This window comes from Luteococcus sanguinis, assembly GCF_039527675.1.
In the GTDB taxonomy this organism is placed as follows: domain Bacteria; phylum Actinomycetota; class Actinomycetes; order Propionibacteriales; family Propionibacteriaceae; genus Luteococcus; species Luteococcus sanguinis.
The window spans coordinates 266,320-278,328 of sequence record NZ_BAAAKI010000004.1 but is presented as its reverse complement, the minus strand read 5'-3'; the positions used below and the strand labels follow the sequence as shown (position 1 = coordinate 278,328).

Annotated in this window: 8 protein-coding genes; 1 reads left to right on the top strand and 7 read right to left on the bottom strand. The window is 65.8% G+C overall.

Annotated elements, in window-relative coordinates:
• Positions 1 to 18 precede the first annotated feature (18 nt).
• The 7 genes from rpsG to rplJ form a co-directional block, all read right to left on the bottom strand.
• A complete protein-coding gene (gene rpsG / locus ABD089_RS05015) occupies positions 19 to 489 on the bottom strand; it encodes a 30S ribosomal protein S7 (RefSeq protein ID WP_343885121.1) in 471 nt (156 codons plus the stop codon).
• Positions 489 to 860 (bottom strand): 30S ribosomal protein S12, encoded by a 372-nt coding sequence (gene rpsL, locus ABD089_RS05010; protein ID WP_343885120.1) that lies wholly within the window; start codon positions 858 to 860, stop codon positions 489 to 491. The genes rpsG and rpsL overlap by 1 nt, the downstream gene beginning before the upstream one ends.
• A 262-nt stretch (positions 861 to 1,122) precedes the next feature.
• On the bottom strand, positions 1,123 to 1,464 hold the full coding sequence (locus ABD089_RS05005; RefSeq protein WP_343885119.1) for an MOSC domain-containing protein: 342 nt from the start codon (positions 1,462 to 1,464) through the stop codon (positions 1,123 to 1,125).
• Between the two features lie 111 nt (positions 1,465 to 1,575).
• Positions 1,576 to 5,460 (bottom strand): DNA-directed RNA polymerase subunit beta', encoded by a 3,885-nt coding sequence (locus tag ABD089_RS05000; RefSeq protein WP_343885117.1) that lies wholly within the window; start codon positions 5,458 to 5,460, stop codon positions 1,576 to 1,578.
• Between the two features lie 133 nt (positions 5,461 to 5,593).
• Positions 5,594 to 9,082: a DNA-directed RNA polymerase subunit beta gene (gene rpoB / locus ABD089_RS04995; protein WP_343885115.1), complete on the bottom strand. Its 3,489-nt coding sequence runs from the start codon at positions 9,080 to 9,082 to the stop codon at positions 5,594 to 5,596.
• Positions 9,083 to 9,455: 373 nt separating this feature from the next.
• Positions 9,456 to 9,851: a 50S ribosomal protein L7/L12 gene (rplL, locus tag ABD089_RS04990; protein ID WP_343885114.1), complete on the bottom strand. Its 396-nt coding sequence runs from the start codon at positions 9,849 to 9,851 to the stop codon at positions 9,456 to 9,458.
• 14 nt (positions 9,852 to 9,865) lie between these two features.
• The gene (gene rplJ / locus ABD089_RS04985; protein WP_343885112.1) at positions 9,866 to 10,558 is read right to left on the bottom strand and encodes a 50S ribosomal protein L10; all 693 of its coding nucleotides are present in this window, start codon (positions 10,556 to 10,558) and stop codon (positions 9,866 to 9,868) included.
• Between the two features lie 609 nt (positions 10,559 to 11,167).
• Between rplJ and ABD089_RS04980 the strand changes: the two genes are divergently transcribed.
• Positions 11,168 to 11,920: a C40 family peptidase gene (locus tag ABD089_RS04980; RefSeq protein WP_343885110.1), complete on the top strand. Its 753-nt coding sequence runs from the start codon at positions 11,168 to 11,170 to the stop codon at positions 11,918 to 11,920.
• The last annotated feature ends 89 nt before the right edge of the window (positions 11,921 to 12,009 follow it).

The following is a 12,009-nucleotide window of genomic DNA, read 5'->3' as shown; positions in this document are numbered from 1 at the left end:
CACTGGGGCAACCGGGGGTCACCAGCGGTAGTGAGCGAAGGCCTTGTTGGCCTCGGCCATCTTGTGCGTGTCCTCGCGCTTCTTGACCGAAGCACCCAGGCCGTTGCTGGCATCCAGGATCTCGTTCATGAGGCGCTCGGCCATCGTCTTCTCACGACGGGCGCGGGAGTAGCTGACCAACCAACGCATCGACAGCGTGGTTCCGCGGGCCGGCTTGACCTCGATCGGCACCTGGTAGGTGGCGCCACCGACGCGGCGGGACTTCACCTCGAGGGCAGGCTTGATGTTGTCGAGCGCGCGCTTGAGCGTCTGCACCGGATCGACACCCGTCTTCTCACGCGTGCCCTCGAGGGCGGTGTAGACGATGTCCTGCGCGGTGGTCTTCTTGCCGTCCAGCAGGATCTTGCTGACGAGCTGCGAAACCAGCGGCGACCCGTAGACCGGGTCGACCATCACGGGGCGCTTGGGCGCCGGACCCTTGCGAGGCATTACTTCTCCTTCTTCGCGCCGTAGCGGCTGCGAGCCTGCTTGCGGCCCTTGACACCCTGGGTGTCGAGGGAGCCGCGGATGATCTTGTAGCGAACGCCGGGAAGGTCCTTCACTCGTCCACCGCGGACGAGCACCATCGAGTGTTCCTGCAGGTTGTGGCCCACACCGGGGATGTAGGCGGTCACCTCGACACCGGAGGAGAGGCGGACACGGGCAACCTTGCGGAGCGCCGAGTTCGGCTTCTTGGGGGTGGTGGTGTACACGCGAGTGCACACGCCGCGGCGCTGGGGCGAGCCCTTGAGCGCGGGGGTCTTGTTCTTGCTGACCTTGTCAGTGCGGCCCTTGCGGACCAACTGCTGGATGGTAGGCACCGGCTGGTATCTCTTTCGTTGTCTGGATGGTCATCCCTGGCGTGCAGGCCCCTGCCTCCCCGCCGCGGACCACCGTTTATCCGCGTGCGTGTGCTGGTTCCTGCCGTGCGAACTCCGCACCGGCGCCAGCCTCCTCGCAACGTTTAGGAAGCCGACCCCTTCGCCAGGGCACGCACATTGGCTCGATTCAATCGAGCACAGGGGCCAAATCTACGCGCTGTACGCCCGTCGGTCAAAACGCAAGCACACGCCGCTCCTCTACTCACAGCGGAAGCTCGGGTCGGTTCCGACCGCGAGGAGCACGCCGCAACAGGTAGGTGCCCGAACCGCCGGCGGCGGTGATCTCCTTGAGCAATCCAGGGCGCGCCGTCACGGCCTTGGAGGTCGAGCAGGGGAAGCGGGGGTCCCTGACCTGCAGTTCGACCGCTCCGATGCACCATTGGGAGCCCACCGCGGCCAGGTGGAGATCCGCCCCGAGGGTGGCCAGGCTCTCCCCCATCCAGCCGTCCGGCAGCGTGCATCGGAGTACCGCCCCAGCGGTCGAGGTCCTCGCGCCCCACGGCGTGGACCGGCTGCCGGCTGCCGCCATGGTGCAAGCGGTCACCGATGTAGTCACCCGCAACCCGGGAAGGACGTAGGCGTCCACACTGGGCGCACAAAGGCACCGGGGGCGCGTCCTTGCGGACGCACCCCCGGTGCCAGACTGCGTGCTTCGTCAGCGCATGTCGCCGAAGTCCAGGTCCTCCAGCGGAACCGCGGCACCCGTACCCGACCCGAAGTCGTAGTCGAATGGGTCGTAGTTCATGGTGAACGCAGTGGCCTTCGCCTCCGCGGTGGGCTCCACCCGGATGTTGCGGTAGCGGTCGAGACCGGTACCAGCCGGGATCAGCTTGCCGAGGATGACGTTCTCCTTCAGGCCGAGCAGCGAATCGGACTTGCCGTGGATCGCCGCGTCGGTGAGAACCTTGGTGGTCTCCTGGAAGGAGGCAGCGGACAGCCAGGACTCGGTCGCCAGCGAGGCCTTGGTGATGCCCATCAGCACCGGACGGCCCTCGGCGGGCTTGACACCCTCCGCGAGAGCCTGTCGGTTGTGGCTCTCGTAGGTCGCACGGTCGACCAGCTCACCCGGCATCATCTTCGTCTCGCCCGAGTCGATGACCGTGACGCGGCGCAGCATCTGGCGAATGATGATCTCGATGTGCTTGTCGTGGATCGGGGCGCCCTGCGTGCGGTACACGCGCTGGACCTCCTCCACCAGGTGCTCCTGCACCTTGCGCACACCGCGGACGCGCAGGACGTCCTGCGGGTCCATCGTGCCGGCGGTCAACTGCTGGCCTGCCTCGACGTGCATCCCGTCCTTGATCGAGTGCTTGACGCCATTGGCGTCCTCGAACTCAAGACGGGCGCGGCGTGCCACAGGGTACTCGAGGTCCTCCTGGCCGTCGTCCCGCACCAGGATGAGCTTGCGCGAACGATCACCCTCCTCGACCTTGATCCGGCCAGCCGCCTCGGCGATGGGCGCCTTGCCCTTGGGCTGACGGGCCTCGAAGAGCTCGACCACGCGGGGCAGACCCTGTGTGATGTCGTCACCGGCCACACCACCGGTGTGGAAGGTACGCATCGTGAGCTGGGTACCGGGCTCGCCAATGGACTGCGCCGCGACGATGCCCACGGCCTCGCCGACGTCGACCAGCTTGCCGCTGGCCAGCGAACGGCCGTAGCACATCGCGCAGGTACCAGTCGCCGCCTCACAGGTGAGCACGGAGCGCACCTTGATGCTGGACACGCCGGCTGCCACGAGCTTGTCGATCTCCAGGTCACCCAGGTCAGTGCCGGCTGGGACCAGCACCTCGCCCGACTCGGACACGGCATCGACGGCGAGGGTGCGGGCGTACGCGGCGGCCTCGACATTGTCGAGGGTGCGCAGCGAGCCGGTCTCGTCGACCTCGGCAATTGTCTTGGTCAGACCACGCTCGGTACCACAGTCCTCCTCGCGGATGATCACGTCCTGCGAGACGTCGACCAGACGACGGGTCAGATAGCCCGAGTCGGCGGTACGCAGTGCGGTGTCGGCCTGCCCCTTACGGCCACCGTGGGTGGAGATGAAGTACTCCAGGACCGAGAGGCCCTCACGGAAGTTCGACTTGATGGGACGGGCGATGATCTCGCCCTTCGGATTGGCCACGAGGCCACGCATGGCGGCGATCTGACGCATCTGGGTCATGTTTCCACGAGCACCGGAGGCGACCATCATGTAGATCGGGTTGGTCGCGGTGAAGTTCTTCTCCATCGCGGCGGTCAGCTCGGCAGTCGCGTCGGTCCAGATCTGGATGAGCTCCTGACGACGCTCGTCCTCGGTCACCGCACCGCGCTCGTAGAGCTTGTCGATCTTGGCCGCCTTCGCGTCGTAGGACGCGATGATCTCCGGCTTGTTCGGCGGCGTCTGCACGTCGCCGATCGAGACGGTGACGCCCGAACGGGTTGCCCAGCGGAAGCCCAGGTCCTTGAGGTTGTCGAGGGTCTGCGCCACGACAACCTTCTTGTACCGCTCCGCCAGGTCGTTGACGATCGCGCCGAGCTTCTTCTTGCCGACGGTCTCGTTGACGTAGGCATGGTCGGCCGGGAGGGCCTCGTTGAACAGCGCCCGGCCCAGCGTGGTGTCCAGCAGCACCGAACCGTCGGGACGAGCGTTCTCGCCGAGCGCGCCGTTGACCTTCGGCAACACCAGCTTGATCGGGGTGTTGACCTTCAGCTCGCCGGCGTCGAAGGCCATCAGGGCTTCCGCGACGGAGCTGAATGCGCGTCCCTCGCCAACCTCACCCAGACGCTCCGAGGTGAGGAAGTACATGCCGATGATCATGTCCTGGGTCGGCAGCGTGACGGGACGACCGTCGGCCGGCTTCAGGATGTTGTTCGTCGACAGCATCAGGATGCGGGCCTCGGCCTGCGCCTCGGCGGACAGCGGCAGGTGGACTGCCATCTGGTCGCCGTCGAAGTCGGCGTTGAAGGCGGTGCAGACCAGCGGGTGCAGCTGGATCGCCTTGCCCTCGATCAGCTGGGGCTCGAAGGCCTGGATACCGAGGCGGTGCAGGGTTGGGGCACGGTTCAGCAGCACGGGGTGCTCCTGGATGACCTCTTCCAGCACGTCCCACACGACCGGACGCTGACGTTCGACCATGCGCTTGGCCGACTTGATGTTCTGGGCGTGGTTCAGGTCGTCCAGACGCTTCATCACGAAGGGCTTGAACAGCTCCAGCGCCATCGCCTTGGGCAGACCGCACTGGTGCAGCTTCAGCTGCGGGCCGACGACGATGACCGAACGGCCGGAGTAGTCGACGCGCTTGCCGAGCAGGTTCTGGCGGAAGCGCCCCTGCTTGCCCTTCAGCATGTCGCTGATGGACTTGAGCGGACGGTTGCCCGGACCGGTCACCGGGCGACCACGACGACCGTTGTCGAAGAGCGAGTCGACGGCTTCCTGGAGCATCCGCTTCTCGTTGTTCACGATGATCTCGGGGGCACCGAGGTCGAGCAGGCGCTTCAGGCGGTTGTTGCGGTTGATGACGCGGCGGTACAGGTCGTTCAGGTCGGAGGTCGCGAAGCGGCCACCGTCCAGCTGCACCATCGGACGCAGGTCCGGGGGGATGACCGGGACGGCGTCCAGGACCATGCCCGAGGGGCTGTTCTCGGTGTTGAGGAAGGCGGAGACCACCTTGAGGCGCTTCAGGGCGCGGGTCTTGCGCTGGCCCTTGCCGTTCTGGATGGTGTCCTTCAGCGACTCGGCCTCGGCGACCAGGTCGAAGGTGGCGACGCGGTTCTTGATCGCCTCGGCGCCCATCGAGCCCGCGAAGTACTTGCCGAAACGGCTCTTCATCTCGCGGTAGAGGATCTCATCACCCTCGAGGTCCTGCACCTTGAGGCCCTTGAAGCGGCTCCACACGGCATCCAGGCGATCGATCTCGCGCTGGCTGCGGTCGCGCAGCTGCTTCATCTCCTTCTCGGCACCGTCGCGGACCTTCTTCTTGATGTCGGCCTTGGCGCCCTCCTCCTCGAGCTTGGCCATGTCCTCCTCGAGCTTCGCCATGCGAGTCTCGAGGTCGGAGTCGCGGCGCTTCTCGAGCTGCTTGCGCTCGACCTCGACCTTGGCCTCCAGGGAGGGCAGGTCGCGGTGGCGCGCCTCGTCATCGACCGACGTGATCATGTACGCCGCGAAGTAGATGACCTTCTCCAGGTCCTTTGGGGCGATGTCGAGCAGGTAGCCCAGACGCGAGGGAACACCCTTGAAGTACCAGATGTGGGTCACGGGGGCGGCGAGCTCGATGTGGCCCATCCGCTCACGACGGACATTGGACCGGGTCACCTCGACGCCACAGCGCTCACAGACGATGCCCTTGAAGCGCACGCGCTTGTACTTGCCGCAGTAGCACTCCCAGTCCCGGGTGGGACCGAAGATCTTCTCGCAGAAGAGGCCGTCACGCTCGGGCTTGAGCGTGCGGTAGTTGATGGTCTCGGGCTTCTTGACCTCGCCGTGCGACCACTCGCGGATCTGGTCGGCCGTCGCGAGGCCGATGCGCAGCTCGTCGTAGAAGTTCACATCCAGCACGTTGGTTCTCTTTCTCCTGGTGTGTCAGGAAAGTTCAGTGTCTGAGTACGGTTTCGGGTGACTGAGTCGGCCCGGGGCCGGCCGCATGGCCAGCCTCCGGGTTACAGCGGGGGCTCCCCGCTGCCTGACGCACTCAGACTTCGTCGACGACCGCGAAGGAATCGCTGCCGGGACGACGGGAGAGGTCGATGCCGAACTCCTCGGCCGAGCGGAAGTCGTCCTCGCTGTCGCGAAGCTCCACCACGGTGCCGTCGGAGGAAAGGACCTCCACGTTCAGGCACAGCGACTTCATCTCCTTGACGAGAACCTTGAACGACTCCGGGATACCCGGCTCGGGGATGTTCTCGCCCTTGACGATCGCCTCGTAGACCTTCACGCGGCCGGGGACGTCGTCGGACTTGATGGTCAGGAGCTCCTGGAGGGCCCAGGCGGCGCCGTACGCCTCCATGGCCCACACCTCCATCTCACCGAAGCGCTGGCCACCGAACTGCGCCTTGCCGCCCAGCGGCTGCTGGGTGATCATCGAGTACGGGCCGGTGGAACGGGCGTGGATCTTCTCGTCCACCAGGTGGTGGAGCTTGAGGATGTACATGTAGCCCACGCCGACCTTCTCCGGGTACGGCTCGCCGGAGCGGCCGTCGAAGAGACGGGCCTTGCCGTCGCGGTCGACCAGGTGCTGGCCGTCGCGCGTCGGGATGCCGTTCTCGAGCAGGCCGGCGATCTCGGCCTCGTTGGCACCGTCGAAGACGGGCGTGGCGAGGCGCGAGTTGCCGTCGACGTGGCCGAGGCCGACGTCGCGCAGGCGCTCGGCCCAGTCGCCCTCGATGCCCTCGATGTCCCAGCCGGTCTTGGCGATCCAGCCGAGATGGTTCTCGAGCACCTGGCCGACGTTCATTCGCGAGGGAACGCCCATCGGGTTCAAGACGATGTCGACGGGGGTGCCGTCTTCGAGGAAGGGCATGTCCTCAACCGGGAGGATCTTCGAGATGACGCCCTTGTTGCCGTGACGACCGGCGAGCTTGTCACCATCGGAGATCTTGCGCTTCTGCGCCACGTAGACGCGAACCAGCTGGTTCACGCCGGGGGGCAGCTCGTCGCCCTCCTCACGGTCGAAGACGCGAACGTCGATGACCGTGCCGGTCTCGCCGTGGGGCACCTTCATCGAGGTGTCGCGCACCTCGCGAGCCTTCTCGCCGAAGATGGCGCGCAGCAGGCGCTCTTCCGGGGTGAGCTCGGTCTCGCCCTTGGGCGTGACCTTGCCGACCAGGATGTCGCCGGTGCCAACCTCGGCGCCGATGCGGATGATGCCGCGCTCGTCGAGGTTTGCCAGCATGTCCTCGGAGACATTCGGGATGTCCCGGGTGATCTCCTCGGGGCCCAGCTTGGTGTCACGGGCGTCGACCTCGTGCTCCTCGATGTGGATCGAGGTGAGGACGTCGTCCTGCACGAGGCGCTGCGACAGGATGATCGCGTCCTCGTAGTTGTGACCCTCCCACGACATGAAGGCGACCAGCAGGTTCTTGCCGAGCGCCATCTCGCCACCGTCGGTGCAGGGGCCGTCGGCGAGCGGGGAGCCCACCTCGACGCGCTGCCCCTGGGCGACCAGCGGGCGCTGGTTGACGCAGGTGCCGGCATTGGAACGCTTGAACTTCTGCAGCTTGTAGCTCTGGTAGGTGCCGTCATCGCAGGCCAACTCGACCAGGTCGGCGGTGACATTCGTCACGACCCCGGCCTTGGAGGCGACGGTGACGTCGCCGACGTCGATGGCGGAGCGGTACTCCATGCCGGTGCCCACGAAGGGGGCCTCGGAACGGACCAGCGGCACCGCCTGGCGCTGCATGTTGGCGCCCATCAGGGCACGCGAGGCGTCGTCGTGCTCGAGGAAGGGGATCAGGGCCGTTGCCACCGACACCATCTGGCGCGGGGAGACGTCCATGTAGTCCACCTCGGTGGGCAGGACGGTGTCGACGTCGCCGTGCTTCTTGCGGACGAGCACGCGCTCCTCCGCGAAGTGGCCTTTCTCGTCGATGACGGCATTGGCCTGGGCAATGACGAAGCGGTCCTCCTCGTCAGCGGTCAGGTAGTCCACCTGGTCGGTGACGAAGCCGTCCACGATCTTGCGGTACGGCGTCTCGATGAAGCCGAAGGCATTGACGCGGGCGAAGGAGGCCAGCGAGCCGATCAGGCCGATGTTCGGGCCTTCAGGGGTCTCGATGGGGCACATGCGGCCGTAGTGCGAGGGGTGGACGTCACGGACCTCCATGCCGGCGCGATCACGGGACAGACCACCCGGGCCGAGGGCCGACAGACGACGCTTGTGCGTCAGGCCCGCGAGTGGGTTGTTCTGGTCCATGAACTGCGACAGCTGCGAGGTGCCGAAGAACTCCTTCAGCGCAGCGGTCACCGGACGGATGTTGATCAGCGTCTGCGGCGTGATCGCCTCGATGTCCTGCGTGGTCATGCGGTCACGCACGACTCGCTCCATGCGGCCGAGGCCGGTGCGGAGCTGGTTCTGGATCAGCTCGCCCACGGTGCGCAAGCGACGGTTGCCGAAGTGGTCGATGTCATCCTCTTCGACGATGACCGTCTGGCCGTCGGCGCGGGTGATCTCGGCCTTGCCCTCGTGCAGCGCACAGACATAGTGGATGGCCGCGACGATGTCGTCGATGGTCAGCACCTGCTGGTCGAAGGGCAGCGACAGGCCGAGCTTCTTGTTGATCTTGTAGCGACCAACCTTCGCCGTGTCATAGCGCTTCGGGTTGAAGTAGTAGTTCTCCAACAGCAGCTGGGCGGCATCGCGGGCCGGCGGCTCGCCCGGGCGAAGCTTGCGGTAGATGTCGAGCAGGGCCTCGTCCTGGGTGGACACATGGTCCTTCTCCAGGGTGAGTCGCATCGACTCGTACTCGCCGAACTCCTCGAGGATGCGCTCATCGGTCCAGCCAAGCGCCTTGAGCAGCACGGTGACGTTCTGCTTGCGCTTGCGGTCCAGACGCACGCCGACGAGATCGCGCTTGTCGACCTCGAACTCCAGCCAGGCGCCACGAGAGGGAATCACCTTGCAGGTGAAGATGTCCTTGTCGGACGTCTTGTCGGGGGTCTGCTCGAAGTAGACGCCCGGGGAGCGGACCAGCTGCGAGACGACGACACGCTCGGTGCCGTTGATGATGAAGGTGCCCTTGTCGGTCATCAGCGGGAAGTCGCCGATGAAGACCGTCTGGCTCTTGATCTCGCCGGTGTCATTGTTCATGAACTCGGCGGTGACGAACAACGGTGCGGCGTAGGTGACGTCGCGGATCTTGCACTCGTCGACGCTGTACTTCGCGGTCTCGAAGCGGTGGTCGCGAAAGCTCAGCGACATCGTCTGGGAGAAGTCCTCGATCGGGGAGATCTCCTCGAAGATCTCCTCCAGGCCGGACTTGGTGTTCACATCCGTGCGGCCGGCAGCCAGGGCCTCGTCGACGCTTGCGCGCCAGACCTCGTTGCCGAGCAGCCAGTTGAAGGAGTCCACCTGCAGATCGAGCAGGTTTGGGACTTCCATGGGTTCGTGAATCTTCGCGAACGAGATACGACCCGAAGCGGAGACGACATTGGTGTTCTTCGACGCGGTGCGCGAGGCGGCCAAGATATTGGTCCTTCCAAGAACTCGAGAAGGTTCTGTGCATGCTGAACGACCCGTGTCAAGCCACGGGTCGCCGATTACTCGATGGGGCAAGTAGCCACAATACGTGCCACGGGTGCGAAAAGCAAAGCCCAGCCCAGGCAGTAAGTTTGACCTCCCCTGCGCCACTCTGCGCGGGAGGACCCCGAGTTGCTGTTGAACATCCTACGCACTGTGCGCGAACAGGCAAGCACCGCGTCCGTACTTGGCGCGGCCAGCGTGTCGGGTCAACCCCGTCCGGCGGCGAAACTGACAGCAGGGCGGTCGACACGAGTCGACCGCCCTGCTGCAGATCAGGTGAGCTGTGCCCACCGGCGTGCCCCCGAGGGGGCATGCGTCACTTGACGGTGACGCTGGCGCCGGCAGCCTCGAGCTGCTCCTTGGCCTTGTCGGCGGCGTCCTTCTTGGCGCCCTCGACGACCGGCTTGGGCGCACCCTCGACCAGGTCCTTGGCCTCCTTGAGGCCCAGACCGGTGAGCGCGCGCACCTCCTTGATGACCTGGATCTTCTTGTCGCCAGCCGACTCGAGGATCACGTCGAACGAATCCTTCTCCTCAGCGGCGTCGTCGCCAGCAGCGGCGCCACCGGCAGCCGGGGCGGCAGCAGCAACGGCCACGGGGGCAGCGGCGGTGACGCCGAAGGCGTCCTCAAACTGCTTGACGAACTCAGAGAGCTCGATCAGGGTCATCTCCTTGAAGGCATCAAGGAGCTCTTCAGTGCTGAGCTTGGCCATGGTTAGCCGTCCTTTCAGTTCTCGTTTGATGCAGCATCAGCCGCGTCGGTGGTGTCGGCAGCGGCTGCTGCCTCCTCAGCAGCGGGAGCTGCATCGGTGTCCGCCTGGTCGGCGGGAGCAGCCTCGTCGGCTGCGGGCTCCGTGGTCTCCTCGCCAGCGGGCGCCTCTCCGGCGCCAGCAATGAGGGAGGGATCGGCCTGCGCGGCCGTCTCCAGTGCACCGAGGACGCGAGCGGCCTGGGACAGCGGAGCGGCGAGCAGGAAGACGGCCTGCTGCAGGGAACCCTGCATCGCGCCGGCGAGCTTCGCGAGGAGGACCTCACGCGACTCGAGATCGGCGAGCTTCTTGACCTCTTCGGCGCCAAGGATCTTTCCATCCATGACACCGCCCTTGATGACCAGGAGCGGGTTCGCCTTGGCGAAGTCACGCAGACCCTTCGCAACGGTGGCAACATCACCGTTGATGAAGGCGATGGCGGTCGGGCCGGAGAGGTGCTCGTCGAGCCCCTCGATACCAGCCTCCTTGGCCGCGATCTGGGTCAGAGTGTTCTTAGCCACGGCGTAGGTGCCGTTCTCACCAAGCGAGCGGCGCAGTTCCTTGAGGCTCGCGACGGTGAGACCGCGGTACTCGGTCAGCACGGCTGCGTCGGCGCTGGAGAACTGCTCCTTCAGCGTCGCAACTGCGGCTGCCTTGTCAGGCCTAGCCATTGGGTCTCCTTCCCACTTCCTGTGATCATCGGACGCCAGTCAGCGTCCGCACCGAAGGGCCGGGAGAAAGAAAAAGGCCCCGGCGCACACGTGACGCGGGGCAACCTCAAGCCATCGTGATGACGGCGAGAACTCGATCTGCTTCACCTGCGCGGGCGTCCGGTCCAGCGAACTGGCCGGCCATTACTGTTACCAGCGGTCTTCGGTCCTCACACCATAGACGACTCCCTACGCGCGCATCAAATCGGAGGAGCCCACCGCCTGTGCGGCGATGGTGCGCCCGCACGAAGCAATCCAGAGTCGGGCCTTGTGCCGAAATCGCGTCCATCGATACCTCGTGACGTAGTGGTCGGGCCCAGGGCTTCGGCTCAGCCGTCAAGACCCGACCCGGGCAAACTCACAGGTTGAGCCCCTTTTGGCTTCTGACTTGCCATTTCACGCTCAGCGAAGACCCATGGCCTTGACTTGACGAGTCTTAACAGAATCTGAGAGTTGTCCTAGAACACTCAGCCCACGTAGTGTCTGCGCAGTCGCTCCCCACGGGCGACACCCACGAACGACAGCGGTCCCCGAGATCCTTCGGGGCACCGAGACCAATCAAGGGGAAGAATGTCCACCATCTCGAAGTCCGCCGTTGCCCTCGCTGCGTCCGTCGCACTGGGCGCCGGCATGACGATGGGCGCCGCGCCCTCGGCCGAGGCCGCCTGCTCCTCCATGCGCGTGTGCTCGATGACCGCAGCCAAGAAGATCGTCGCCGGCAAGGCCGTCTACGGGGCCAGCAATGCCTCGGTGCGCCAGCTGCAGATCTCGCTGCGAAATGTCGGCTACAAGATCGTCGTCGACGGCCGGTTCGGCTCGCAGACCCGCGCGACCGTGAAGAAATACCAGGCCCTGCGCGGCCTGTCCGTGAACGGCCGTGTCGATGCTGCCACGCTCAGCGCCCTGCGCAGCGGCAAGCGTCCGGTCAAGAAGGCGGCCGTCAAGGTCACCTCGGTCACCTCCAGCGTCTCGGCGAGCAGCGACGCGCAGCAGGCCGTCTCCTTCGCCTACGCGAAGCTGGGGAGCCCCTACCGCTACGGTGCGACCGGCCCCTACTCCTTCGACTGCTCGGGCCTGACCCAGGCGGCCTACCGCGCCGCTGGTGTCTCGATCCCCCGTACCAGCTACTCCCAGCTGGGTGGCCTGCGCCGCGTCAGCCTGTCGAACCTGAAGCCTGGCGACATCCTCGGTTTCTACGGCGGCGGTCACGTCGGCATCTACATCGGCAACGGCTACGTCATCCACGCCCCGCGCACCGGAGACGTCGTCCGCAAGGCGAAGCTGTCCAGCATGCGCCCGACCTCGGCGGTTCGCCCCGCCTGATCCGGACCTCACGGTGTCCCTGGCCAGGGCCCGACTCTCCCCCACGGAGTCGGGCCCTGGCCCTTTCCGCTCCTACGCAAGCAGAACTC

Excerpts from the sequence above, each read along its gene's own strand:
- rplJ (WP_343885112.1), bottom strand. The coding sequence starts at position 10,558 with ATGGCTAGGCCTGACAAGGCAGCCGCAGTTGCGACGCTGAAGGAGCAG.
- ABD089_RS04980 (WP_343885110.1), top strand. The coding sequence starts at position 11,168 with ATGTCCACCATCTCGAAGTCCGCCGTTGCCCTCGCTGCGTCCGTCGCA.
- rplL (WP_343885114.1), bottom strand. The coding sequence starts at position 9,851 with ATGGCCAAGCTCAGCACTGAAGAGCTCCTTGATGCCTTCAAGGAGATG.
- rpsG (WP_343885121.1), bottom strand. The coding sequence starts at position 489 with ATGCCTCGCAAGGGTCCGGCGCCCAAGCGCCCCGTGATGGTCGACCCG.